This is a genomic window from Streptomyces sp. NPDC058955 (genome assembly GCF_042741435.1).
Taxonomy (GTDB): domain Bacteria; phylum Actinomycetota; class Actinomycetes; order Streptomycetales; family Streptomycetaceae; genus Streptomyces.
Genome location: NZ_JBHYKM010000083.1, coordinates 13,229 through 36,827, shown reverse-complemented (window position 1 = coordinate 36,827; position 23,599 = coordinate 13,229). Strand labels below are relative to the sequence as shown.

Annotated in this window: 23 protein-coding genes; 16 read left to right on the top strand and 7 right to left on the bottom strand. The window is 73.1% G+C overall.

Annotation, left to right across the window (positions count from 1 at the left end; translation table 11 throughout):
• Window positions 1–271: 271 nt before the first annotated feature.
• The 11 genes from ACFW1I_RS26725 to ACFW1I_RS26675 all read left to right on the top strand — a co-directional run bounded on the left by ACFW1I_RS26725 (window position 272) and on the right by ACFW1I_RS26675 (window position 9,815).
• Entirely contained in the window at window positions 272–355 is an 84-nt protein-coding gene (locus ACFW1I_RS26725) for a putative leader peptide (RefSeq protein WP_311136957.1), read from the top strand.
• A 125-nt stretch (window positions 356–480) separates the two neighbouring features.
• Window positions 481–2,178 (top strand): nitrite/sulfite reductase, encoded by a 1,698-nt coding sequence (locus ACFW1I_RS26720; protein ID WP_384674600.1) that lies wholly within the window; start codon window positions 481–483, stop codon window positions 2,176–2,178.
• An 88-nt stretch (window positions 2,179–2,266) separates the two neighbouring features.
• Complete coding sequence (locus tag ACFW1I_RS26715; RefSeq protein WP_384674598.1) at window positions 2,267–2,446, top strand: hypothetical protein; 180 nt, start codon at window positions 2,267–2,269, stop codon at window positions 2,444–2,446.
• The gene (locus ACFW1I_RS26710) at window positions 2,443–3,177 is read left to right on the top strand and encodes a phosphoadenylyl-sulfate reductase (protein WP_384674596.1); all 735 of its coding nucleotides are present in this window, start codon (window positions 2,443–2,445) and stop codon (window positions 3,175–3,177) included. Before ACFW1I_RS26715 ends, ACFW1I_RS26710 begins: the two co-directional genes overlap by 4 nt.
• A complete protein-coding gene (cysC, locus tag ACFW1I_RS26705; RefSeq protein ID WP_384674594.1) occupies window positions 3,177–3,743 on the top strand; it encodes an adenylyl-sulfate kinase in 567 nt (188 codons plus the stop codon). Before ACFW1I_RS26710 ends, cysC begins: the two co-directional genes overlap by 1 nt.
• Window positions 3,740–4,675, top strand: a complete 936-nt coding sequence (gene cysD, locus ACFW1I_RS26700) for a sulfate adenylyltransferase subunit CysD (protein WP_384674592.1) — start codon at window positions 3,740–3,742, stop codon at window positions 4,673–4,675. The genes cysC and cysD overlap by 4 nt, the downstream gene beginning before the upstream one ends.
• Before the next feature lie 2 nt (window positions 4,676–4,677).
• The gene (locus tag ACFW1I_RS26695; RefSeq protein ID WP_384674590.1) at window positions 4,678–6,018 is read left to right on the top strand and encodes a sulfate adenylyltransferase subunit 1; all 1,341 of its coding nucleotides are present in this window, start codon (window positions 4,678–4,680) and stop codon (window positions 6,016–6,018) included.
• A gap of 203 nt (window positions 6,019–6,221) precedes the next feature.
• On the top strand, window positions 6,222–7,343 hold the full coding sequence (locus ACFW1I_RS26690; RefSeq protein WP_384674588.1) for an aliphatic sulfonate ABC transporter substrate-binding protein: 1,122 nt from the start codon (window positions 6,222–6,224) through the stop codon (window positions 7,341–7,343).
• A gap of 34 nt (window positions 7,344–7,377) precedes the next feature.
• Window positions 7,378–8,172 (top strand): ABC transporter ATP-binding protein, encoded by a 795-nt coding sequence (locus tag ACFW1I_RS26685; RefSeq protein ID WP_384674586.1) that lies wholly within the window; start codon window positions 7,378–7,380, stop codon window positions 8,170–8,172.
• Complete coding sequence (locus ACFW1I_RS26680) at window positions 8,159–9,046, top strand: ABC transporter permease (protein ID WP_384674584.1); 888 nt, start codon at window positions 8,159–8,161, stop codon at window positions 9,044–9,046. Before ACFW1I_RS26685 ends, ACFW1I_RS26680 begins: the two co-directional genes overlap by 14 nt.
• A gap of 10 nt (window positions 9,047–9,056) precedes the next feature.
• On the top strand, window positions 9,057–9,815 hold the full coding sequence (locus ACFW1I_RS26675) for a sirohydrochlorin chelatase (protein WP_384674582.1): 759 nt from the start codon (window positions 9,057–9,059) through the stop codon (window positions 9,813–9,815).
• On the opposite strand, the gene ACFW1I_RS26670 is transcribed toward ACFW1I_RS26675, so the two are convergent.
• Window positions 9,812–10,360 carry a DUF1697 domain-containing protein gene (locus tag ACFW1I_RS26670; RefSeq protein WP_384674580.1) on the bottom strand — a complete coding sequence of 183 codons (549 nt, stop codon included), beginning with the start codon at window positions 10,358–10,360 and terminating at the stop codon, window positions 9,812–9,814. The two genes, ACFW1I_RS26675 and ACFW1I_RS26670, sit on opposite strands and share 4 nt — an antisense overlap.
• A gap of 196 nt (window positions 10,361–10,556) precedes the next feature.
• On the opposite strand from ACFW1I_RS26670, the gene ACFW1I_RS26665 reads away from it, so the two are divergent.
• Both ACFW1I_RS26665 and ACFW1I_RS26660 read left to right on the top strand, forming a co-directional pair.
• Window positions 10,557–11,414 (top strand): phosphotransferase, encoded by an 858-nt coding sequence (locus tag ACFW1I_RS26665; RefSeq protein ID WP_384674578.1) that lies wholly within the window; start codon window positions 10,557–10,559, stop codon window positions 11,412–11,414.
• A gap of 53 nt (window positions 11,415–11,467) precedes the next feature.
• The gene (locus ACFW1I_RS26660; RefSeq protein ID WP_384674576.1) at window positions 11,468–12,298 is read left to right on the top strand and encodes an alpha/beta fold hydrolase; all 831 of its coding nucleotides are present in this window, start codon (window positions 11,468–11,470) and stop codon (window positions 12,296–12,298) included.
• A 27-nt stretch (window positions 12,299–12,325) separates the two neighbouring features.
• Here the strand turns inward: ACFW1I_RS26660 and ACFW1I_RS26655 are convergent, their stop codons facing one another.
• From ACFW1I_RS26655 to ACFW1I_RS26640, 4 genes are all read right to left on the bottom strand, one after another.
• Window positions 12,326–13,051, bottom strand: coding sequence for a 3'-5' exonuclease (locus ACFW1I_RS26655; protein WP_384674574.1), 726 nt, complete (start codon window positions 13,049–13,051; stop codon window positions 12,326–12,328).
• Between the two features lie 88 nt (window positions 13,052–13,139).
• Window positions 13,140–14,423, bottom strand: a complete 1,284-nt coding sequence (locus ACFW1I_RS26650; RefSeq protein ID WP_384674572.1) for an SAV2148 family HEPN domain-containing protein — start codon at window positions 14,421–14,423, stop codon at window positions 13,140–13,142.
• Between the two features lie 108 nt (window positions 14,424–14,531).
• Window positions 14,532–15,860, bottom strand: coding sequence for a copper amine oxidase (locus ACFW1I_RS26645; RefSeq protein ID WP_384674570.1), 1,329 nt, complete (start codon window positions 15,858–15,860; stop codon window positions 14,532–14,534).
• A 68-nt stretch (window positions 15,861–15,928) separates the two neighbouring features.
• Window positions 15,929–16,798, bottom strand: coding sequence for a Tat pathway signal sequence domain protein (locus ACFW1I_RS26640; protein ID WP_384674568.1), 870 nt, complete (start codon window positions 16,796–16,798; stop codon window positions 15,929–15,931).
• 137 nt (window positions 16,799–16,935) lie between these two features.
• Here ACFW1I_RS26640 and glgX point away from each other — a divergent pair, with 137 nt between their 5' ends.
• A complete protein-coding gene (glgX, locus tag ACFW1I_RS26635; RefSeq protein ID WP_384674566.1) occupies window positions 16,936–19,056 on the top strand; it encodes a glycogen debranching protein GlgX in 2,121 nt (706 codons plus the stop codon).
• On the opposite strand, the gene ACFW1I_RS26630 is transcribed toward glgX, so the two are convergent.
• Window positions 19,010–20,272: an MFS transporter gene (locus ACFW1I_RS26630; protein ID WP_384674564.1), complete on the bottom strand. Its 1,263-nt coding sequence runs from the start codon at window positions 20,270–20,272 to the stop codon at window positions 19,010–19,012. The genes glgX and ACFW1I_RS26630 overlap by 47 nt on opposite strands.
• A gap of 116 nt (window positions 20,273–20,388) precedes the next feature.
• Between ACFW1I_RS26630 and treY the strand changes: the two genes are divergently transcribed.
• On the top strand, window positions 20,389–22,740 hold the full coding sequence (gene treY / locus ACFW1I_RS26625; protein ID WP_384674562.1) for a malto-oligosyltrehalose synthase: 2,352 nt from the start codon (window positions 20,389–20,391) through the stop codon (window positions 22,738–22,740).
• A 38-nt stretch (window positions 22,741–22,778) separates the two neighbouring features.
• Complete coding sequence (locus ACFW1I_RS26620; protein WP_384674560.1) at window positions 22,779–22,997, top strand: hypothetical protein; 219 nt, start codon at window positions 22,779–22,781, stop codon at window positions 22,995–22,997.
• Window positions 22,998–23,058: 61 nt separating this feature from the next.
• Here the strand turns inward: ACFW1I_RS26620 and ACFW1I_RS26615 are convergent, their stop codons facing one another.
• Window positions 23,059–23,544, bottom strand: a complete 486-nt coding sequence (locus ACFW1I_RS26615) for a hypothetical protein (protein WP_384674558.1) — start codon at window positions 23,542–23,544, stop codon at window positions 23,059–23,061.
• Between the last annotated feature and the right edge of the window lie 55 nt (window positions 23,545–23,599).

The following is a 23,599-nucleotide window of genomic DNA, read 5'->3' as shown; positions in this document are numbered from 1 at the left end:
CCCTTGACGGTCTCCGGGCGCAGCCCGAGCCGCTGGGCCGCCCCCGCGGTCGTGGCGCCGGAGGCGACCGCCCCCCGGTCGTCCGGGACCCCCCGCGCGACCGCCCCCCCCGGGTCCGGCCGCCGCCCGGGGGGGGGCCCCCCCCATCGGCCCCCACACACCCCCCCACACCCCCGTGACCCAGACCACACCGTCTTGAAAAGTGAGACGTTCATGTCCACATAACGGACGATGCTGGACTGGGTCCAAAGTCCCGTGACACGCTTCCGCCATGCCTGGAACTGGAACTGCCTTGGTGAGTCGGCGGCACGTCGACCTCGGCCGCATGTCCAGCGCCATCTGTCCGGCGCGCTGAGCAAGCAGCACCGCCGCACCTCCCTCTCTGCCCGTCCCTGCTGCGCACCGCCGCGCCACTCTCTGTTCTGCGCGCGAGTGTGCAGGTCAGAGCCGCCCTCTCGCAGTCCCGAAGGACAAGACGCCATGGCCGCCACCCCGGAAAACCCCACTCCCGCCGCCGCCCGCCGCAAGGCCGGGCGCCACCGTGGCGAGGGTCAGTGGGCCGTGGGGCACTTCACCCCGCTGAACGGCAATGAGCAGTTCAAGAAGGACGACGACGGTCTCAATGTGCGGACACGTATTGAGACGGTCTACTCGAAGCGCGGCTTCGACTCGATCGACCCCAACGACCTGCGCGGCCGCATGCGCTGGTGGGGCCTCTACACCCAGCGCAAGCAGGGACTGGACGGCACCAAGACCGGCGTCCTGGAGCCGGAGGAGCTGGACGACGAGTACTTCATGCTCCGCGTCCGCATCGACGGCGGCCGGCTGACCACCCGGCAGCTCCGGGTGATCGGCGAGATCTCCGAGGAGTTCGCCCGCGGCACCGCCGACCTCACGGACCGGCAGAACGTCCAGTACCACTGGATCCGCATCGAGGACGTCCCCGAGATCTGGAACCGCCTGGAGGCGGTCGGCCTGTCCACCACCGAGGCGTGCGGCGACACCCCGCGCGTCATCCTCGGCTCGCCGGTGGCCGGCATCGCCGAGGACGAGATCATCGACGGCACCCCCGCCATCGACGAGATCCAGCGCCGGATCATCGGCAACAAGGACTTCTCCAACCTGCCCCGCAAGTTCAAGTCCGCGGTCTCCGGCTCGCCGCTGCTCGACGTGGCGCACGAGATCAACGACATCTCCTTCGTCGGCGTCGTCCACCCCGAGCACGGCCCGGGCTTCGACGTCTGGGTCGGCGGCGGCCTCTCCACCAACCCCAAGCTCGGCGTCCGCCTGGGCACCTGGGTCTCCCTGGACGAGGTCCCCGACGTCTACGAGGGCGTCATCTCGATCTTCCGCGACTACGGCTACCGCCGGCTGCGCAACCGCGCCCGGCTGAAGTTCCTCGTCGCCGACTGGGGCGCGGAGAAGTTCCGCCAGGTCCTGGAGGACGAGTACCTCAAGCGGAAGCTGACCGACGGCCCCGCCCCGGCGGAGCCGGCCGGCCGCTGGCGCGACCACGTCGGCGTGCACCGGCAGAAGGACGGCAACTTCTACGTCGGCTTCGCCCCGCGCGTCGGCCGCGTGGACGGCCCCACCCTCACCAAGATCGCCGAGATCGCCGAGGCGCACGGCTCCGGCCGGGTCCGCACCACGGCCGAGCAGAAGATGCTCGTCCTCGACGTGGTCGAGGCGCAGGTCGAGTCGCTGGTCGCCGCCCTGGAGGCGCTGGACCTGCGGGTCACCCCGTCGCCCTTCCGGCGCGGCACGATGGCCTGCACCGGCATCGAGTTCTGCAAGCTCGCCATCGTCGAGACGAAGGGCCGCGGCGCCTCGCTCATCGACGAACTGGAGCGCCGCCTCCCCGACTTCGACGAGCCGCTGACCATCAACATCAACGGCTGCCCGAACGCCTGCGCCCGCATCCAGGTCGCCGACATCGGCCTCAAGGGCCAGCTGGTCCTGGACGCCGACGGCAACCGGGTCGAGGGCTACCAGGTGCACCTGGGCGGCGCGCTCGGCCTGGAGGCCGGCTTCGGCCGCAAGCTCCGCGGTCACAAGGTGACCTCGGCCGAGCTCCCGGACTACGTGGAGCGCGTCCTCACCCGCTACCGGGCGGAGCGCGAGGACGGCGAGCGCTTCGCCACCTGGGCGGCCCGCGCGTCCGAGGAGTCCCTGTCGTGAGCGACGACCGCGCGGCCACCGGGCCGCGGACGACCGCGAAAGCCGCACCGGTGCGCCGCGCGGGCGGAGAAGCGAACGAGGAGGCACCGTGAGCGAGCGCGCCGCCCCCTTCTACTGCCCCTACTGCGGGGACGAGGACCTGCGTCCGAACGAGCAGGGCCACGGAGCATGGGAATGCGCCGCGTGCAGCCGGGCCTTCCAGTTGAAGTTCCTGGGGCTCCTCGCCCCGGCGACTTCGGTCGAGTCCTCTGGAGGGGAAGAGATATGACGGCCACTCAGAACAATCGGGGCAGCCAGGTCACCGCGGCGACCACCGACGCCGAGCTGAAGGCGCTCGCCGAGCAGGCCGGCCGCGACCTGGAGGACGCCTCCGCGCTGGAGATCCTCCAGTGGGCCACCGCCACCTTCGGCCCGAGGTTCTGCGTCACCTCCTCCATGGAGGACGCGGTCGTCGCCCACCTCGCCTCCCGCGCCATGCCCGGCGTGGACGTCGTCTTCCTCGACACCGGCTACCACTTCGAGGAGACCATCGGCACCCGTGACGCCGTCGAGGCCGTCATGGACGTCAAGGTGATCACCCTGACCCCGCGTCAGACCGTGGCCGAGCAGGACGCCGAGTACGGCCCCAAGCTGCACGACCGCGACCCCGACCTGTGCTGCGCGCTGCGCAAGGTCAAGCCGCTCCAGGAGGGGCTGACCGCGTACACCGCGTGGGCGACCGGACTGCGCCGCGACGAGTCCCCGACCCGGGCGAACACCCCGGTGGTCGGCTGGGACGAGAAGCGCCGCAAGGTGAAGGTCTCCCCGATCGCCCGCTGGACGCAGGACGACGTCGACGCGTACGTGGCGGAGTTCGGCGTCCTCACCAACCCGCTCCTCATGGACGGTTACGCCTCCGTCGGCTGCGCCCCCTGCACCCGCCGGGTCGAGGCGGGCGAGGACGCCCGGGCCGGCCGCTGGGCCGGCCGCGCCAAGACCGAATGCGGGCTGCACGGCTGATGACCACCCCCGACACCCCCCTGGAGAATCACGTGACCGGTGCCACCGTCTGGCTCACCGGCCTGCCGAGCGCCGGCAAGACCACGATCGCCTACGAGCTGGCCGGCCGGCTGCGCGAGGAGGGCCGCCGCGTCGAGATCCTCGACGGCGACGAGATCCGCGAGTTCCTCTCCGCGGGCCTCGGCTTCTCCCGCGAGGACCGGTTCACCAACGTGCAGCGGATCGGCTTCGTCGCCGAGCTGCTCGCCTCGCACGGCGTCACCGTCCTGGTCCCGGTCATCGCCCCGTACGCCGACAGCCGCGAGGCGGTCCGCAAGCGCCACCAGGCCGAGTCCACCGCCTTCGTCGAGGTCCACGTGGCCACCCCGGTCGACGTCTGCTCGGTCCGCGACGTCAAGGGCCTCTACGCCAAGCAGGCGGCCGGCGAGATCTCCGGCCTGACCGGCGTCGACGACCCCTACGAGGCGCCCGAGGCCCCCGATCTGCGGATCGAGTCCCAGAACCAGACCGTGCAGGAGTCCGCGGCGCAGCTCCACGCGCTGCTCACCGAGAGGGGCCTGGCGTGACGACTGTCGCCCACACGCATGACACGACCGACAGCCCGTTCGCGCTGTCGCACCTCGACTCGCTGGAGTCCGAGGCCGTCCACATCTTCCGTGAGGTGGCGGGCGAGTTCGAGCGGCCGGTGATCCTCTTCTCCGGCGGCAAGGACTCCATCGTCATGCTGCACCTGGCGCTCAAGGCGTTCGCCCCCGCGGCGATCCCCTTCACGCTGCTGCACGTCGACACCGGGCACAACTTCCCCGAGGTCCTGGAGTACCGCGACCGGGTCGTCGCCCGGCACGGGCTGCGCCTGCACGTGGCGTCCGTGCAGGAGTACATCGACGCCGGCAAGCTCCGCGAGCGCCCGGACGGCACCCGCAACCCGCTGCAGACGGTGCCGCTCACCGAGGCGATCCAGCAGCACCGCTTCGACGCGGTCTTCGGCGGCGGCCGCCGCGACGAGGAGAAGGCCCGCGCCAAGGAGCGGGTGTTCTCCCTGCGCGACGAGTTCTCGCAGTGGGATCCGCGCCGCCAGCGCCCCGAGCTGTGGCAGCTGTACAACGGCCGGCACGCCCCCGGCGAGCATGTCCGCGTCTTCCCGCTGTCGAACTGGACCGAGCTGGACGTCTGGCAGTACATCGCCCGCGAGGGCATCGAGCTGCCGGAGATCTACTTCGCCCACGAGCGCGAGGTGTTCGCCCGCAACGGCATGTGGCTGACGGCCGGCGAGTGGGGCGGCCCGAAGGAGTCGGAGACGGTCGAGAAGCGGCTGATCCGCTACCGCACCGTCGGCGACATGTCCTGCACCGGCGCCGTCGACTCCGACGCCACCACGCTCGACGCCGTCATCGCCGAGATCGCCGCCTCCCGCCTCACCGAGCGGGGCGCCACCCGAGCCGACGACAAGATGTCCGAGGCCGCGATGGAAGACCGCAAGCGCGAAGGGTACTTCTAACCATGAGCACGTCCACCGAGCAGTTCGCCGACGTCTCGGCCACCACCCTGCTGCGCTTCGCCACCGCCGGCTCCGTCGACGACGGCAAGTCCACCCTGGTCGGCCGGCTGCTGCACGACTCCAAGTCGGTCCTCACCGACCAGCTGGAGGCCGTCGAGGCCGCGTCGCTCCAGCGCGGCCAGGACGCCCCCGACCTGGCGCTGCTGACCGACGGCCTGCGGGCCGAGCGCGAGCAGGGCATCACCATCGACGTGGCGTACCGCTACTTCGCCACCGCCCGCCGCCGGTTCATCCTCGCCGACACCCCCGGGCACGTGCAGTACACCCGGAACATGGTCACCGGCGCCTCGACGGCCGAGCTGGCCGTGGTCCTGGTCGACGCCCGCAACGGCGTCGTCGAGCAGACCCGCCGGCACGCCGCCGTCGCCGCGCTGCTCCGCGTCCCCCACGTGGTGCTCGCCGTGAACAAGATGGACCTCGTCGACTACGCCGAGCCCGTCTTCGCCGCGATCGCCGAGGAGTTCACGACCTACGCCTCCGAGCTCGGCGTCCCGGAGATCACCGCGATCCCGATCTCGGCGCTGGCCGGCGACAACGTGGTGGAGCCGTCCGCGAACATGGACTGGTACGGCGGCCCGACCGTCCTGGAGCACCTGGAGACCGTCCCGGTCAGCCACGACCTGACGGCCTGCCACGCCCGCTTCCCCGTCCAGTACGTGATCCGCCCGCAGACCGCCGAGCACCCCGACTACCGCGGCTACGCGGGCCAGATCGCGGCCGGCGCGTTCCGGGTCGGCGAGGAGATCACCGTCCTGCCGTCGGGGAAGAAGTCGACGATCACCGCGATCGACGCGCTGGGCGAGGCGGTCGACATCGCCTGGGCCCCGCAGTCGGTGACGATCCGGCTCGCCGACGACATCGACATCTCGCGCGGCGACCTGCTCGCCCCGAGCGGCGACGCCCCGGCCACCAGCCAGGACGTCGAGGCGACCGTCTGCCACGTGGCGGACCAGCCGCTCACCGTCGGCCAGCGGGTGCTGCTCAAGCACACCACCCGCACGGTCAAGGCGATCGTCAAGGAGATCCCGTCCCGGCTCACCCTGGACGACCTCTCCCAGCACCCGGAGCCGGGGCAGCTCGTCGCCAACGACATCGGCCGGGTGAAGGTCCGCACCGCCGAGCCGCTGGCGCTCGACGCGTACGCCGACTCCCGCCGCACCGGCTCGTTCCTGCTGATCGACCCGGCCGACGGCACCACCCTGGCGGCCGGCATGGCGGGCGAGTCCTTCGCCGGCGCCCCGGCCGGCGCGGCCGGCGACGACGAGGACGGATGGGACTTCTGACATGACCCAGGACTTCTTCGGGACCTTCGCGAAGGAAGGCGGCCGGATCGGCTCCGGCGCCCTCGGCGCGGGCAGGGGAGGCGTCGCGCGATGTGCGTGCTGACCTCGGTGCACCGCGCGAGCGGTGCGACACGGCTCCACCCGCTCCACCCCGAACGACATAGACACAGACTTCGAAGACCCTGAATCGAGGGAACACCTCCGTGCCTGCCACCACCCGCACCACCCTGCGCCGCAGCCTGGTCGCCGCCGCCGCCCTGCCCGTCCTGATCGGCGCGCTCTCCGCCTGCGGCTACGGCTCCGAGGCGAAGAAGGACGACTCCGCGGAGAAGGCCCCGGTCGCGGCCGACGCGAAGAAGCTCTCCGCCTCCGAGGTCCGGATCGGTTACTTCCCCAACCTGACGCACGCCACCGCGCTGATCGGCGTCAAGGACGGCCTGATCCAGAAGGAGCTGGGCGGCACCGTCCTCAAGCCCCAGACCTTCAACGCCGGCCCGTCCGAGATCGAGGCGCTCAACGGCGGCTCTCTCGACATCGGCTTCATCGGCCCCTCGCCGTCCATCAACGCCTACGTCAAGTCCAAGGGACAGAACCTGCGGATCATCTCCGGCTCCGCCTCCGGCGGCGTGAAGCTGGTCGTGAACCCGGACAAGATCAAGACCCTGGACGACATCAAGGGCAAGCGGATCGCCACCCCGCAGAAGGGGAACACGCAGGACGTCGCGCTGCTCAACTGGATCTCCGAGAAGGGCTGGAAGGTCGACCCGGAGTCCGGCAAGGGTGACGTCTCCGTCGTCCGCACGGACAACAAGGTCACCCCGGACGCCTACAAGTCCGGTTCCATCGACGGCGCCTGGGTTCCCGAGCCGACCGCCTCCAAGCTGGTCTCGCAGGGCGCGTCCGTGCTCCTCGACGAGACCTCCCTGTGGCCCGACAAGAAGTTCGTGATCACGAACATCATCGTGTCGCAGAAGTTCCTCTCGGAGCACCCGGACGTGGTGGAGGCCGTGCTGCGGGGCACGGTGAAGACCAACGCGTGGATCAACGCCAACCCGGACAAGGCGAAGGAATCCGCCAACGCCGCGCTGGAGGCGGAGACGGGCAAGGCGCTCGCCGCCAAGGTCATCGACCCGGCGTGGCCGAGCATCGCGATCACCAACGACCCGCTGGCCGCCACGCTGAAGACCCAGTCCGAGTGGGCGGTCAAGGCACAGCTCATCAAGCAGCCCGACCTGGCCGGCATCTACGACCTGAAGCTCCTCAACAAGGTGCTCAAGGCCGAGGGGCAGCCCGAGGTCTCCGACGCCGGCCTCGGCGTCAAGTAAGCAGTCCGCAGCTGATACCCAGGAGGTGACGACCATGGCCACGACGTTCGCCAAGGCTGCCGAGGGCACCGTAGCGGAACAGACGCACGCCGCCCGGATCGAGCACGTCTCGAAGTCCTTCTCCGGCCCGGCCGGTGCCCAGCTCGTCCTGGACGACGTCAGTCTCGACGTCGCGCCCGGCGAGTTCGTCACCCTCCTGGGGGCCTCGGGGTGTGGCAAGTCCACGCTGCTGAACCTGGTCGCCGGACTGGACCGGCCGACCCAGGGGTCCATCGAGACCCCGGGCGGCCGGCCGGCCCTGATGTTCCAGGAGCACGCCCTCTTCCCGTGGCTGACCGCGGGCAAGAACATCGAACTCGCCCTGCGGCTGCGCGGGATGCCGCGGGCCCTGCGCAAGGCCGAGGCCGAGCGGCTGCTCGAACTCGTCCGGCTCGGCGGCGCGTACGGCAAGCGGGTGCACGAGCTGTCCGGCGGCATGCGCCAGCGCGTGGCGCTCGCCCGGGCGCTGGCCCAGGACAGCCGGCTGCTGCTGATGGACGAGCCGTTCGCGGCGCTGGACGCCATCACCCGCGACGTGCTGCACGGCGAGCTCACCCGCATCTGGGAGGAGACGAACGTCTCCGTCCTCTTCGTCACCCACAACGTGCGCGAGGCCGTCCGGCTCGCCCAGCGGGTGGTCCTGCTCTCCTCCCGGCCCGGCCGGGTGGCCAAGGAGTGGACCGTGGACATCCCGCAGCCGCGTCGCATCGAGGACGCGAACGTGGCCGAGCTGTCCCTTGAGATCACTGAACACCTGCGTGGGGAGATCCGCCGCCATGGCCAGCACTGACACCGCCCCGGAGGACAGGACGGACGACCTCGCCGGTCTGGAGGCCGGGCTCGACGCGCTGGACGCGGTCGAGATCCGCCGGACGCCGGTCCGCGAGGTCCTGGTCAAGAAGGTCCTCCCGCCCGTCCTCGCCGTCACCCTCGTCCTGGTCGTCTGGCAGGTCCTGGTCTCCGCGGGGATCACCGAGGAGACCAAGCTGCCCGCGCCGTCCGCGGTCTGGGACGGCCTGGTCGACATGTGGTTCCAGGGCACCCTGCTCGAAGTGATCTGGACCAGCGTCTCCCGGGGTCTGGCCGGCTTCCTGCTCGCCCTCGCCATCGGCACCCCGCTGGGTCTGCTGGTGGCCCGGGTGAAGTTCGTGCGCGCCGCGATCGGCCCGATCCTGTCCGGTCTCCAGTCGCTGCCGTCGGTGGCGTGGGTGCCGCCGGCCGTGCTCTGGTTCGGCCTGAACGACGCCATGATGTACACGGTGATCCTGCTCGGCGCCGTCCCGTCCATCGCCAACGGCCTGGTCTCCGGCGTGGACCAGGTGCCGCCGCTCTTCCTGCGGGCCGGCCGCACCCTCGGCGCCACCGGCCTCAAGGGCACCTGGCACGTGGTCCTCCCGGCCGCGCTGCCGGGCTACCTGGCCGGCCTCAAGCAGGGCTGGGCCTTCTCCTGGCGCTCGCTGATGGCGGCGGAGATCATCGCCTCCTCCCCCGACCTGGGCCTCGGCCTGGGCCAGCTGCTGGAGAACGGCCGCAACAACATCGACCTGCCCGGCGTCTTCCTGGCGATCCTGCTGATCCTGGTCGTCGGCATCGCCATCGACCTGCTGATCTTCAGCCCGCTGGAGCGCTGGGTGCTCCGCAGCCGCGGCCTCCTGGTGAAGTGAGCGACCCGTCATGAACCGCCCGGTCCTCCTCGTCGTCGCCCACGGCAGCCGTGATCCGCGGCACGCCGCGACCGTCCAGGCGCTGGTGCGCCGGGCCGGCGCGCTGCGGCCGGGGCTGCGGGTGGAGACCGCGTTCCTGGACTTCAACCTGCCGTCGCCGGCGGGCGTCCTGGACCGGCTCTCCGCCGAGGGGGTGCGGGACGTGGTGGCGCTGCCGCTGCTGCTGACCCGGGCCTTCCACGCCAAGGCCGATGTCCCGGCCGTCCTGCGCCGGGCGCCGGCCGGGCTGCGGATCCGGCAGGCGGAGGTCCTCGGCCCGTCCCCGCTGCTGCTCGCGGCGGTGGAACGGCGCCTGTACGAGGCCGGGCTGGCGCCCGGCGACCAGAGCACCACCGGGGTCGTGCTGGCCTCGGCGGGCTCCACCGACCCGGAGGCGATCGCGGCGATCGCAGAAACGGCGCGGGAGCTGCGGCGCACCGGTTGGTGCTCCGTGCGACCCGCGTTCGCCTCCGCTGCACGTCCCGGGGGCTTCCCCCGCACCGAGGACGCGGTACGGGCGCTGCGCGCCGAACCGGGCGTCCGCCGGGTGGCGGTGGCCCCGTACGTGATCGCGCCGGGCCGCCTCCCGGACCGCATCGCGGCCGGCGCCGCCGGGGCCGACGTGCTGGCCGAGGTGCTCGGCGCCGCCCCCGAACTGGCCCGGCTCCTCGTGGAGCGGTACGCGGAGGCGGTCCGCGCCCCGGAGCGGGTGGCGGTCGCGGCCGGCTAGGCGGTCATCTCGACCAGCTTGCGGACGGTGTTCCAGTTGCGGGCGGTCGCCACCACTCCCTTGTTCAGGGACGGCTTCATCACGGCCTCGGCGAGCTTGGACCGGCCGAGGCCGTCCGGTGTGTAGAGGTACAGCACGCGGTCGCCGAGGGCGAACGCCTCGGGGCGGTGGGCCTCGGCGTCGACCGGGGCGAAGCGCTCCGGGGTGACCGGCGCGGAGTAGTACACGGCGTGCAGCTGCTTCCCCTCCAGTTCGTCGGCCGGGAAGGGGCACGCCTCGGCGACGGCGGCGAGATAGGCGCCGTCGCGGACCAGGCAGTCGCAGCGGAAGCCGAACCGCTGCTCGATCGCCTCCTCGATCGCGGCGGCGAGGGCGTCCCCGGAGGCGTCCGTGCCGGAGGTGAAGACGGCGTTCCCGCTCTGGAGGTAGGTCCGCACGCCGGTGTGGCCGAGCTCTTCGAGGAGGGCGCGCAGTTCGGCCATGGGGAGCTTGCGGTGGCCGCTCACGTTGATGCCGCGGAGGAGGAGCGCGTACGTCGTCGTCATGCGGTCAGCGTAGAAGGCCACCGCGCCTCGTGGGGGGTGGCGCGGTGGCTGGTCCGAACCCTTCCCGATGGACGGCGGCCGGGGGAAGACCCTTCACCCATCTGTGACTTATTGAACAAGGTTTCGTAATGCCGGGGGCCGCTGCCAGGGGTGGGAGACTGCTCGCGCACACGTACCACCGGGTAGGGAGAGAGCGATGGACGAGGCGAGGGCCCGGGAGATCCTGGCCGCGGCGGGGCTGCCGGCCGGCGGGGCGCGACTCCTCGCGCTGGGCGAGAACGCGGTCTTCGCCGTGGACGGTCTGGTCGTCAAGGTGGGCCGGTCCGCCGAACTGTTCGAGCGGGCGGAGCGCGAGGTCGCGCTGGCCGGCTGGCTCGCCGAGGCCGGGGTGCCGGCGGTGCGGGCCGCGGAGCGGAAGCCCCGGCTGGTCGAGGGCCACCCGCTGACCTTCTGGCATCCGCTGCCGGAGGCCGTCCGCCCGGCCGAGCCGCGGGACCTGGCGCCGCTCCTCACGGCCGTGCACGCGCTGCCCGAGCCGACCGGGTTCACCCTGCCCCGGCGCGAGCTGCTGGGCGGCGTGGAGCGCTGGCTGCGGCTCGCCGGGGACGCGATCGACCCGGCGGACGCGGCCTTCCTGCGGGAGCGCCGGGACGCCTTCGCGCCGGAGGCCGCCGCGCTCACCCCGCGTCTGGCCCCCGGCCCGATCCACGGCGACGCCCTGCCCCGCAACGTCCAGGTGGGCCCGGACGGGCCGGTCCTGATGGACCTGGAGACCTTCTCCTCCGATCTGCGCGAGCACGACCTGGTGGTGCTGGCGCTCTCCCGGGACCGGTACGGCCTGGACCCGGCGGCCTACGACGCCTTCACCGCGGCGTACGGCTGGGACGTGCGGGAGTGGGAGGGGTGCGCGGTGCTGCGCGGGGCGCGGGAGACCGCGAGCTGCGCCTGGGTGGCCCAGCACGCGCCGCACAACCCGAAGGCGCTGGCCGAGTTCGAGCGGCGGGTGGCCTCGCTGCGGGACGGCGATCCCGAGGTCCGCTGGTATCCCTTCTGACCGGACTGACATCATGATCCCGTCGAACCGACCGACGGGAACGGGGTGTTGTGATGCGGATCGAACTGACCGAGGTGGGCCTGGAGGTCGAGGCGAGCGGCGAGGGACCGGTGGTCCTGCTGCTCCACGGCTTCCCGGACAGCCACGCGCTCTGGCGCCATCAGGTGCCGGCCCTCAACGCGGCCGGGTTCCGGACGGTCGCGCCGACCCTGCGCGGCTTCGCCGGCTCGGACCGTCCCGAGGGCGGCCACGAGGCGTACCACCCGGCCAAGCACGTGGGGGACGTGCTGGAGCTGCTGGCCCGGCTCGACGTGGACCGCTTCCATGTGGTGGGCCACGACTGGGGGTCGGGGGTCGCCCAGGGGCTCGCGTCGGTGGTGCCGGACCGGGTGCGGAGCCTGAGCCTGCTCTCGGTGGGGCACATCGGGGCGATCCGGGGCGCGGGCTGGGAGCAGCGGGCGCGCTCCTGGTACATGCTGCTGTTCCAGCTGGCGGGGCTCGCGGAGGACTGGCTCTCCCGGGACGACCACGCCCAGCTGCGCGAGATGCTGGCCGAGCACCCGGACGCGGAGTCGGTGATCGCGCCGCTGCGTGAGCCGGGCGCGCTGACGGCGGCGCTCAACATCTACCGGGCGGGTGTCCCGGCGGAGTCCCTGTTCGGCCCGGAGGGGCCGGTGGCGCCGGTGCCGGAGCGGATCCCGGTGATGGGCGTCTGGTCGACCGGCGACCGGTTCCTCACCGAGCCGTCGATGGAGCGGACGGGCGACTTCGTCGCCGGTCCGTGGCGGTACGAGCGGGTCGAGGAGGCGGGCCACTGGCTCCAGCTGGACCAGCCGGAGACGGTGAACGAGCTGCTGCTGTCGTTCCTCAAGGAGCACGCCTGACGGTCGGCCGGGAGCCCGGCGCCTCCGTCAGGGGGCGACGGTCACCGGCTCGCCGCGCAGCGGCCACACCGGGTCGACGACCGCGTCCGGGTCGCCCTTGCGGCGCAGGAAGTCCTGGAAGTTCTCGGCCCAGGCGCGGTACCAGCCGATCTGCCGCTCGTGCAGCTCGGCCGGGTCGAGGGCGGCCACCTGCGGGTGCCGGGCGGCTATCGCGAGGGCGACCCGGACGGCGGCGAGCGCGTCGGCGGAGGCCTGGTGGGCGCTGGTGAGCTCGACGCCGTACTCGCCGCAGACCGCCTCCAGGGTCCGCTTGCCGCGCCGGTAGCGGTCGACGGCCCGGTCGATGGTGTACGGGTCGAGGACGGGGCCGATGCCGGCGCCGCCCCTCCGCTCGGCGAGCGAGGGCAGCCCGTGCCGCCGCAGCTCGGCGGAGAGCAGGGTGAGGTCGAAGGAGGCGTTGTAGGCGACGACGGGGACGCCCTGGGCCCAGTAGCCGGTGAGGGTCTCGGCGACCTCGTCGGCGACCTCGCGGACCGGGCGGCCCTCGGCGGCGGCCCGCTCGCTGCTGATGCCGTGGATGGCGGACGCCTGCTCGGGGATGCGGACACCGGGGTCGGCGAGCCAGTCCCGCTGCCGGACCACCGCTCCGCGGTGGACGCCGACGACGGACGCGGTGACGATGCGGGATTCGAGCGGGTCCGTCCCCGTCGTCTCCAGGTCGAAGCCGACCAGTGGTTCCCCATGCCAGGCCATCGGGTCCTCCTTACGTGATCTCCCCCGTGGTGCTCACACCCTCGCACGCGCCTCTGACAACGCGGCCGGAGGGGCGGGCACGGGGCTCTCAGGAAACGGGCCGGGAGTCCAGCCAGACGGACTCGAACTCCTCCCGGTAGGTCTCGAAGAGTCCGTGGTCCGCGTCACGTCCGGGGCCGTCGGGCCGGACGACGGTCCGGCCGCCGCCGCGCAGCACGAGGACGGGCGCCTCCATGCCGCGGGCCCGGCGGAGGTAGGACTGGACGACGCCGACCCCGTCGGGGCCGTCGCCGTCGACGAGGTAGGCGGTGAAGCGGGGGGTCTCGTCGAAGACGTGGATCTGGAAGGCGTCGGGGTCGCGGAGCTTGGAGCGGACCCGGCGCATGTGCAGGATGTTCATCTCGACGGACCGGCTCAGTTCGCCCTTCCTGATGCCGAGCTCCCGCTCGCGGCGCTTGACGGCGCTGCTGGCGGGGTTGAGGAAGAGGAGCCGTATCCGGCAGCCGGACTCGGCGAGGCGGACCATGCGGCGGCCGGAGAAGTTCTGCACGAGCAGATTGAGGCCTATGCCGGTGGCGTCGAGGCGGCGGGCGCCGCCGAAGAGGTCCTCGGCGGGCAGCTGGCGCTGGAGCCGGACGCGGTCGGGGTGGACGGAGACGACGTCGGCGTACCGGTCGCCGACGAGGTCCTCGACGGCGTCGACGGGCAGCCGGTCGGCGGAGGGGGCGCCGGCGCCGCTGCCGAGGATCTCCAGGATGCGGGCGGAGGCCCGTTCGGCCTGGGCGAGGACGGTGGGCGAGAGGGCCCGGTTGCGGGAGACGACGTTCCGGGTCACCTCCAGTTCGTCGAGGGCGAGTTCGACCTCGCGCCGGTCGTCGAAGTAGGGCTCGAAGCAGGGCCAGTGCTGCACCATCAGCTCGCGGAGCTGGGGCAGGGTGAGGAAGGAGAGGACGTTGTCGTCGGCGGGGTCGAGGAGGTAGCCCTTGCGGCGGGAGACCTCGCGGACGGCGACGGCCCGGCGGACCCATTCCTGGCCGGCCGGTCCGGCGGCGGCGACGACCCACTCGTCGCCGTGGACGGGTTCGTAGACCGGCCGGAGGACGGCGGCGACGACGGCCCGCATCCGCTGTTCGACGAGATTGAGCCAGATGTAGGCGCGGCCGGCCCGCTGGGCGCGGGTGCGGACCTCGCCCCACGCCTCGGCGCCCCAGTCGAGTTCGGCGCCGATCTCCACCGGGCGGACCACGGGGACCGCGCCGGGGGTGGCGGTGCCCGGGGGGAGGATCACCGTGGGCGGTGCCTCCCCCGGGTCGGCCGGTCCCCCCTCGTGACCCGCGTCACCTGGGGGCAGCTCAAGACCTCCCGAGCTCACCCGCGCACCGCCTTCTGCTCTGGACGCCCGTCCCGATTCTTCCGACAAGATCAAGGAAGGGTACTCCGGGAGCGGGAGGCGGTGCAGCAGGATCGTCCGGCCGCTTGCTCAACTCGGCGTCGTCGGCTGTCCGTTCTGGGAGGCGAGATCGGGCGGAGTGAGGGGATTCATAGCGGTTACGTCCCTGGGCGCGAGCTGGAAGCCCTGCCAGTGGACGGGCATGGGCTGCTGGTCCTCGTCCCGGGCGATGTGGTGGAACCCTATGTTGACCCAGACGGTCGGTTTGGCCAGAGTCTCCCCGTTGACCCATTTGTCCACGCTGTCACCGGCGTTGGCCGGGCAGTTGCCGATGTTGTTGCTGGCGTACTGCTCGCAGGCGCGGGCCTGGGTGAAGTAGACGTCGTGCTTGGTGAAGCCGCGGCCGGCGTGGGTGTCGGTGTGGCCGGGGACGATCTCGTAGCTGCGGGCGTGGCCGTCGGCGTTCTTGCCGGTGCCGCTGACCACCCGCCACCACCGCATGTTCTTCGCGTCGCCGGCGAGTTCCTTGGTGACGGTGGTGCGCTTGGTCTTCACCGTGGGGCTGCCGTCGCCGGTGGGCGGGGTGACGGTGGAGTCGTACTGCTCGATGCGGTCCTTGCCGCCGTCGAGGCCGAAGTCGAGCTTCCAGAAGACGTTGTGGGCGTGGCTGGTGGCGTAGCCGCGGGCGCCCTTGCCGATGGGCCAGCCGCGGCCGTCGGTGGCGTTGTAGTCGACGGGCGAGAGGCTGCCGGTGGCGCCGACGTTGGCCCCGATCGTGCCGTCGGAGGAGAAGCGCCATTCGGAGATGTACTCGTACCAGCCGACCTTGTTGACGGTGTAGACGAGCAGGTCCTTGGCCTGGGCCTGGTAGACGCCGGAGCCGGAGTCGGCGGCCATGCGGTAGGCGTGGCCGCGGGCCCGGGTGGTGGTGCAGAGGCCCTTGACGGTGCCCACCTCGGGGACCTTGACGGTGGCGAGGGTGCCGCCGGGGCATTCGGCGGGCTTGAGGTCCTGCAGGCCCCAGCCGAATCCGGCGCCGGTGAGGTCGTCGTACTCGGCGCCGCCGTCGTCGTACGGCACGTGGATCTGGGCGAGCCGGGCGCTGGTGAGGACGCGGACGGGGGCGCCGCCGGGCGGCTGGTAGGTGACGTGGTCGAGGATCAGCCCGGCGTCGGTGCTGTAGCGCCAGCACATGTCCCAGGAGGCGCCGCCGTCGAGCTTGCGGGTGATGCGGTACGCGGTCGAACAGGCGGGCGCGGCGGTCGGGCGGGGCGCGGCGGTGGTGCCGGGGCCCGGCGGGTTCGGGAAGGCGGGTGCTCCGACGGCGGGGGCCGCGGCGGCGGTGGCGGTGCCGAGGAAGGCGGTGGCCGCCAGGCCGGCGAGGATCCCCCTGGCTCGCCGGTGGTGCGGTGCGGTCATGCGGGCGTGCTCCTTCGTGCGAAGGCCCCCGTGGCGGGGGCGGGAAGGGGAACGGCGGGCGGCGGTGGTCAGCCGACGCGGACGACGTTCCTCGCGGAGAGGTCGACGATCAGGTTCCGGGTGTCGATCCAGGCGCCGTTGCGGACCTTGGTGACGAGCCGGACGCAGCGGTGCTCGCCGCAGCGGGACAGCGCCTCGGGGACGTTCTTCTCCCGGTGGGTGCGGTAGACGTCGCCGTTGAACCAGAGCTGGTCGGGGCTCTTGAGTTCGTTCCCGGTGGCGTCCCGGTAGTCCTCCCTGACGCCCTTGCCGAGGGGGCTCGCGAGGATGAGGCCGAGGGCCTCGCGCAGTTCCTCGGGGTGGGCGGAGGGCTGGACGCCGCGCCGGGTGGCGGTGGTCTCGACCTTGCCGGTGGTCAGGTCGACGGTCCGGGTGAGGAGTTCGTCGCGGGCGTAGTCGTAGAGGCGGACCTGGGCGCGGCGGGCGCCCTCGCGGCCGGGGACCGGGTCGGCGAGTTCGGTGCCGAGGTGCTGCGGGCGGCCGCGGTCGCCGTCGACGTCCTGCCGGGCGGCGGTGTCGGCGGGGGCGAGCGCGAGGGTCCTGGCCCGGTCCAGTTCGGCGTCGGTGAGCGGATCGGTGCCGGTGCCGCGGTCGCCCTCGGCGGCGGCCGGGGCGACGGTGGCGGGAGCGAGCGCTGCGGCCCCCCGGCCGCCCGTCCCCTCCGCGCCGGCGGCGCCGTCGGTGCCCTGCGGGGCGTCCGCCCCGCCCGCGGTGCGGGACGCGCCGGGCGTCCCGCCGGGGGCGGCGCGCCCGGCGGGGCCGTCGTCCGCCCCCGCCGTGCCCGGCAGGGTGATCGCGACCGCGGCGGCGGTCCCCGTCACCGCCATGGCCGCTCCGGCCACCACCTTCCCCAGGTGGCGGCGCACTATTTCGTACACATTTCCCCCTCTATCCCCCGCTCGGTCTGCGGTCACCCGGTAGGACGGGGCGAAATCCCGGGAGGTTGCGCGTCTTTCGGGCAGGATCTGGCCGAAGAGCACGCATGAACCCGGACAGAAGAGGAAGATTCGTATCCATGCAGGTCTGGCCGGGACAGGCGTACCCCCTGGGCGCCACCTATGACGGAGCGGGCACCAACTTCGCGGTCTTCTCGGAGGCGGCGCACCGCGTGGAGCTGTGTCTCATCGACGACGACGGCGCGGAGACGTCCGTCGAACTGCGCGAGACGGACGCCTTCGTCCGGCACGCGTACCTGCCGGGCGTGATGCCCGGGCAGCGGTACGGCTTCCGGGTGCACGGGCCGTACGCGCCGGAGCGCGGCCTGCGCTGCAATCCGGCGAAGCTCCTGCTCGACCCGTACGCGCGGGCGATGTCGGGCTCGGTCGACTGGGGCGAGGCGGTGTACGGGTACCCCTTCGGGCGGCCCGACGCGCGCAACGACCTGGACTCGGCCGGGCGGACGATGACCTCGGTGGTGGTGAACCCGTACTTCGACTGGGGCGACGACCGGCGGCCGCGCACCGAGTACCACCACACGGTGATCTACGAGGCCCATGTGAAGGGCCTGACGATGCTCCACCCGGACCTTCCGGAGGAGCTGCGCGGCACCTACGCGGGCCTCGCGCATCCGTCGGTGATCGGGCATCTGAAGGAACTCGGCGTGACCGCGCTGGAACTGATGCCGGTGCACCAGTTCGTGCACGACCACCGGCTGGCCGACGCGGGCCTCTCGAACTACTGGGGCTACAACACGATCGGCTTCTTCGCCCCGCACAACGCCTACGCCTCCTGGGGCGACCGCGGCCAGCAGGTGCTGGAGTTCAAGTCGGCGGTGCGGGCGCTGCACCAGGCCGGCATCGAGGTCATCCTCGACGTCGTCTACAACCACACGGCCGAGGGCAACCACCTGGGCCCGACGCTCTCCTTCCGCGGCCTGGACAACCCCTCGTACTACCGCCTCGCCGACGACCCCCGGTACTACACGGACACCACCGGCACCGGGAACTCGCTGCTCATGCGGTCGCCGCACGTGCTCCAGCTGATCATGGACAGCCTGCGGTACTGGGTGACCGAGATGCACGTGGACGGCTTCCGCTTCGACCTGGCGGCCACCCTGGCCCGCCAGTTCCACGAGGTGGACCGGCTGTCGTCGTTCTTCGACCTGGTGCAGCAGGACCCGGTGGTGAGCCAGGTGAAGCTGATCGCGGAGCCGTGGGACGTCGGCGAGGGCGGCTACCAGGTGGGCAACTTCCCGCCGCTGTGGACCGAGTGGAACGGCAAGTACCGGGACTGCGTGCGGGACCTGTGGCGGGGCGAGCCGCGCACGCTGGCCGAGTTCGCCTCCCGGCTGACCGGCTCCTCCGACCTGTACCAGGACGACGGGCGGCGCCCGCTCGCCTCGGTCAACTTCGTGACCTGCCACGACGGTTTCACGCTGCGGGACCTGGTGTCGTACAACGAGAAGCACAACGAGGCCAACGGCGAGGGCAACCGGGACGGCGAGAGCCACAACCGGTCCTGGAACTGCGGGCAGGAGGGCGAGACCGACGACGTCGGGATCATCGAGCTGCGGGCCCGGCAGATGCGCAACTTCCTGGCGACGCTGATGCTGTCGCAGGGCGTGCCGATGCTCAGCCACGGCGACGAGTTCGGGCGCAGCCAGGGCGGCAACAACAACGCCTACTGCCAGGACAGCGAGATCTCCTGGGTGCGGTGGCCGAAGGAGAACAGCGAGGCGGAGGCGACGCTGCTGCGCTTCACCCGGGCGATGGTGCGGCTGCGCCGCGAGCACCCGGTCTTCCGGCGGCGCCGCTTCTTCCACGGCCGGCCGGTGGAGGGCACCCACGACGAGCTGACCGACATCGCCTGGTTCACGCCGGAGGGCGAGGAGATGACGGCCCGCGACTGGCAGGCGGCGCACGCCCGGGCGCTGACCGTCTTCCTCAACGGCAACGCGATCTCCGAGCCGGGGACGCAGGGCGAGCGGATCGCCGACGACTCCTTCCTGCTGATGTTCAACGCCTCGGCGCAGGAGCTGGAGTTCGCGGTGCCGGACAGCCACGGGCGGTGCTGGCGGACGGTGGTGGACACCTCCGATCCGGAGGGGATGCCGCCGCGGGAGGGGCCGGAGATCGTGGCGGGCGAGCGGGTCACCCTCGCGCCGCTGAGTCTGACGGTGCTGCGCCGGCCGGCCTGACCGGTTCGCTCGGCGCCCCCGGCCGTCCGGTCCGTCCGGTCCGCACCGTCCAGGAGAGCGCCGCGCAGGCGACGGCCGCCCCCACCGCCACCGCGAAGGCGGCGGGGGCGCCGTGCTGTTCGGCGAGCCGGCCGGAGAGCGCCAGGGCGAGCGCCTGGCCGCCGACGATCCCGCTGGTCAGGTAGGCCATGGACTCGGCGAGCCGGCCGGCCGGGACGGTCCGCTCGGTCAGCGCGAAGACCGTGATGAGGTGCGGGGCGTAGGCGGCGCCGAGCACGGTCACCACCGCGTACAGGCCGGGGAGCGAGTCGACGGCGAGCAGCGGGAGGGAGAGCAGGACGAGTCCGGCGGTCGCGGTCCGCCAGCGGAGGGTGAGGCCGATCCGGGCGGGCAGGGCGGCGAGCGAGAGGCCGACGGCGGCGCTCATCACGCCCATCGCCGCGTAGACGAGCCCGGCCTGGGCGGGGGCGCCGAGGCCGGCGGTGAGGGCGGTGATCCCGGCCTGGGAGGCGCCGAACATGGCGCCCTGGAGGGCCATCGTCACCCGGAGGGCGTACGCGGAGCCGGGCAGCCGCGTCCGTTCGGCGGCGCCCGTGCGGGTGGCGGTCGCCTCGGGTTCCGGCGCGGTGGCGCGGGCGCTGGGGTGGAGGGCGAAGCCGGCGCCGCAGAGGGCGAGCAGCAGGGCCGCGCCGAGCAGGGCGGTGCCCGGGTGGGCGAGGGCGGCGGCGAGGCCGACGAGCGCCGGGCCGAGGACGAACGACACCTCGTCGAGGGTGCCCTCGAAGGAGAGGACCGCGCCGACGGTCCGGTCGTCGGCGCCGGCCCGGCGGGCGAGCGCCACCGAGCGGGTCCGGGCGAGCGGCCCGATCTGCGGGACGGTCGCCCCGGCGAGCAGGGCCAGCGGCACGAGGAGGCCGGTGGGCGTGCGGGCGACGGCGGCGAGGACCAGGGCGGCGACCGCGACGGCATTGGCGAGGGAGGCGGCGAGGACGGGTCCGCGCTGGCCGCGCCGGTCCGCGAGCCGGCCGAGCAGGGGGCCCGCGACGGTCTGCCCGGCGGCCAGGGCGCCGCCGGCGAGGCCCGCGGTGGCGAGCGAGCCGCTGGTCTCCGCGACCAGCAGCACGCTGCCGAGCTGGCACATCGCGGTCGGCAGCCGGCCGAGGAAGGACAGGACCGGGAGGGCGGGACCGAGCAAGGAGAGGGTGGCGCGGTACATCCGGTGGGGGCACCTCCGGCGGTGGCTGGGGACATCGGCCGAAACTAGCGCGATGCACCCGAACGGGTGCATCGGGTGATGACACGGAAGCTTCCGTACGGGGTACGTACGTTCGCATGACGTCCCACCGCCACGCGCCCGCCGTCGTGCCCACCGCCACCTACCGGCTCCAGCTCCAGCCCGCGTTCCCGTTCGCCGCCGCCGAGCGGGCCGTGCCGCAACTCGCCGGCCTCGGCGTCTCGCACCTGCACCTCTCCCCCGTCCTGGAGGCGGTGCCCGGCTCGGCCCACGGGTACGACGTCACCGACCACCGGTCGGTGCGGGCGGAGCTGGGCGGCGAGGCGGGGCTGCGCTCGCTCGCCGCCGCCGCCCGCGCCCACGGCCTCGGCCTGGTGGTGGACCTGGTGCCGAACCACATGGCGGCCTCCCCGCGCCACAACCACGCGCTGCGGGACGTCCTGCGGCACGGCCCGGACTCCCCGTACGCCCGCTGGTTCGACCTCGACCGGTCGGCCGGCGACGGCGACCGGCTGCTGCTCCCGGTGCTGCCCGCCCGGCTGTCGGAGGTGCGGGACCGGCTGCGGGTCGAGGACGGCGTGCTCCGCCTGGACGGGCAGGAGTTCCCGCTCCGCGAGGGCACCGAGGGCCTGCCGCTGGACGAGCTGCTCGCCGCGCAGTGGTACCGGCTCGGCTGGTGGCGGCTGGCCCGCACCGAGCTGGGCTACCGGCGCTTCTTCACCGTCTCGGACCTGATCGGGGTGCGGGTGGAGGACCCCGAGGTGTTCGCGGCGAGCCACGCGAAGATCCTGGAGCTGGTCGCCGACGGGGTGATCGAGGGGCTGCGCATCGACCACCCGGACGGACTCGCCGATCCGCAGGGCTACTTGGAGCGGCTGGCGGAGGCGACCGGCGGCCGGTGCTGGACGGTGGTCGAGAAGATCCTCACCGGTCCGGAGACCCTGCCGGACGCCTGGCCGGTCGCCGGGACCACCGGCTACGACGCCCTGCGGCTGGTCGACGGCGTCCTCACCGACCCCGAGGGCGCCGCCGAACTCACGCGGCTCTACCGGGAGTTCGCCGGCCGCTCGGCCGACCGGGGCGGGGAGTGGGAGGCGACCGCCCGGCGCGCCGCGTACGAGGTGGTGCGGCACGACCTGGCGGCCGAGACGGCCGTCCTGACCCGGGCCGCGGCCCGGCTGTGCGCCGCCGATCCGGCGCTCCAGGACCACGCGCCCTGGACCCTGCGCACCGCGATCGAGGAACTCCTCGTCCGCGTGCCGGTCTACCGCTTCTACCGGACCGGTCTCGAGCGGGTGCTGACCCCCGAGGCGGCGCGGGGCGCGCGGGCCGCGTTCGCGGTGCCGGAGGAGGCCGCGGCCGTGGACACCGTCCGGGGGCTGCTCCTCGGCACCCACGGCGACTCCCCCGGACACCGGGCGTTCCGGGCCCGGTTCGCCCAGACGTCCTCGGCGCTGCGGGCCAAGTCCACCGAGGACACCGCCTTCTACCGGTACGCGCCGCTGCTCTCGGCCAACGAGGTCGGCGGCGATCCGGGCCGGCCCGCCGTCGGCGTCGCGGAGTTCCACGCCGCCTGCGCCCGGCTGTCCCGCGACTGGCCGGCCGGCGGCACGGTCCTCACCACCCACGACACCAAGCGCAGCGCGGACGTGCGGGCGGCGATCGCCGTCCTCGCCCAGTGTCCGGAGGTGTGGGCCGGGTTGCTCGCCGAGGTCGCCGGGATCCCGGCGCCGGACCCGCACCTCGCCTGGACGGCCTGGCAGACCGCCTTCGGCTTCGGCACCCCGGATCCGGAGCGGATCGGGCCCGCGCTGCTCAAGACGGTGCGGGAGGAGGGGCTGCGGACCTCCTGGACCGAGCAGGACCCGGCGTACGAGCGGGCGGTGGCCGAGTTCGTCGCGGCCGGGCCGGGCCGCGTGCCGCTGCGGACGGCGTCCGAGGCCGCGTTCGCGCTGGAGCCGCACGTCCGGGCGCACGCGGACGGCGCGGCGCTGGTGCAGCTGACCATGCCGGGCGTGCCGGAGCTGTACCAGAACACCGAGCGGGAGTACCGGGCGCTGGTCGACCCGGACAACCGGGCCCCGTTCGCGCCGGGTCCGGACGACGGGCGGACGGCGCTGGTCCGGGCCGCGCTGCGGCTGCGCCGGGAGCGTCCGGCGGCGTTCGGCCCCGGCGGGACGTATCTGCCGCTGGCCGCCGAGGGTCCGGCCGCCGCGCACTGTCTGGCCTTCGCCCGCTCGGGGGAGGTGGTCACCGCGGTGACCCGGCTCTCGCTGCGGCTCGCGGAGGCGGGCGGCTGGCGGGACACGGAGCTGGTGCTGCCGGCCGGCCGGTGGGCCGATGTCCTCGACGGGGTACGGGAGTTCACCGGCGGCCCGGAGAGCGAGCTGAAGCTGGCGGAACTCTTCGCGGACCGCCCGGTCGCCCTCCTCGCGCGGATCGCGCCCTGAACGCATACTGATCAGTACGAGGACAAGGGGGGAACGCGATGGCCATGTGGATGCTGTTCGGGGGCCTGGGGGGCCTCATCGTGGTGCTGCTCGTGGTGCTGCTGCGCCGGGGCAGGTCCGGGACGGAGAACGCGGAGGGGCTGCGCATCGAGGAGCAGGCCCGGATCCAGGCGTCCCAGGACCGGGTCTCGTACAACTCGTGGGCGATGCACAACGCGCCGCCGAACCAGAGCGACGCCTACCGACGGCGCGGCTGACGGCGACGGGTGGCGCGGGACCCCGAAGGTCCCGCACCACCCGTCCTCACCGCCGGGTCCGTCAGAGGCGGCTGGCGCGCGAGACCTCGCACTTGGTGTACTCGGAGCCGTCGCCGGTGCCCGGGTACGGGGTGGTCAGCTCGGCGGTCGCGGAGGCGCCCGCGGCGACGGCGATGCCCGTCTTGATCGCGGTCGCGGAGGTCGCGCCGGTGCCGGTGAACTTCATGGTGACGGAGTAGTCGTAGTCGAGCGCGCCGTCGTTCTTCACCGTGATCTTGGCGGTCAGGTTCTTCGTCGCCGGGTCGTAGGCGCACTTGTCGATGGTGACGTCGCGGGCCGCCTTGTCGGCGCTGCTGCCGCCGCCGGGGACGGAGCCGCCGGAGCTGCTGCTCGAACCGTCGTTGTCGTGGCTGCCGCCGCCGGAGCTGGAGCTGGAGCTCGAACCGCTGCTGCCGCCGCAGCTGGCGCCGTTCGAACCGCGGGCACCGGTGAGGGCGAAGACGGCGATGCCGAAGACGGCGATCGCGCGGGCATGACGAAGCTTCACTTGATCGTTCCCCGTTGGAAGTCGTGCGTGCGGAAGGGGCTCGTTTGACGAGCGC

Coding starts and splice junctions, on each gene's coding strand:
- ACFW1I_RS26645 (WP_384674570.1), bottom strand. CDS start 15,860: ATGACCGCACCGCACCACCGGCGAGCCAGGGGGATCCTCGCCGGCCTG.
- ACFW1I_RS26725 (WP_311136957.1), top strand. CDS start 272: ATGCCTGGAACTGGAACTGCCTTGGTGAGTCGGCGGCACGTCGACCTC.
- ACFW1I_RS26660 (WP_384674576.1), top strand. CDS start 11,468: ATGCGGATCGAACTGACCGAGGTGGGCCTGGAGGTCGAGGCGAGCGGC.
- treY (WP_384674562.1), top strand. CDS start 20,389: ATGACGTCCCACCGCCACGCGCCCGCCGTCGTGCCCACCGCCACCTAC.
- ACFW1I_RS26675 (WP_384674582.1), top strand. CDS start 9,057: ATGAACCGCCCGGTCCTCCTCGTCGTCGCCCACGGCAGCCGTGATCCG.
- cysC (WP_384674594.1), top strand. CDS start 3,177: ATGACCACCCCCGACACCCCCCTGGAGAATCACGTGACCGGTGCCACC.
- ACFW1I_RS26695 (WP_384674590.1), top strand. CDS start 4,678: ATGAGCACGTCCACCGAGCAGTTCGCCGACGTCTCGGCCACCACCCTG.
- ACFW1I_RS26710 (WP_384674596.1), top strand. CDS start 2,443: ATGACGGCCACTCAGAACAATCGGGGCAGCCAGGTCACCGCGGCGACC.
- glgX (WP_384674566.1), top strand. CDS start 16,936: ATGCAGGTCTGGCCGGGACAGGCGTACCCCCTGGGCGCCACCTATGAC.
- ACFW1I_RS26670 (WP_384674580.1), bottom strand. CDS start 10,360: ATGACGACGACGTACGCGCTCCTCCTCCGCGGCATCAACGTGAGCGGC.
- ACFW1I_RS26685 (WP_384674586.1), top strand. CDS start 7,378: ATGGCCACGACGTTCGCCAAGGCTGCCGAGGGCACCGTAGCGGAACAG.
- ACFW1I_RS26620 (WP_384674560.1), top strand. CDS start 22,779: ATGGCCATGTGGATGCTGTTCGGGGGCCTGGGGGGCCTCATCGTGGTG.
- ACFW1I_RS26630 (WP_384674564.1), bottom strand. CDS start 20,272: ATGTACCGCGCCACCCTCTCCTTGCTCGGTCCCGCCCTCCCGGTCCTG.
- ACFW1I_RS26655 (WP_384674574.1), bottom strand. CDS start 13,051: ATGGCCTGGCATGGGGAACCACTGGTCGGCTTCGACCTGGAGACGACG.
- ACFW1I_RS26720 (WP_384674600.1), top strand. CDS start 481: ATGGCCGCCACCCCGGAAAACCCCACTCCCGCCGCCGCCCGCCGCAAG.
- ACFW1I_RS26665 (WP_384674578.1), top strand. CDS start 10,557: ATGGACGAGGCGAGGGCCCGGGAGATCCTGGCCGCGGCGGGGCTGCCG.
- ACFW1I_RS26680 (WP_384674584.1), top strand. CDS start 8,159: ATGGCCAGCACTGACACCGCCCCGGAGGACAGGACGGACGACCTCGCC.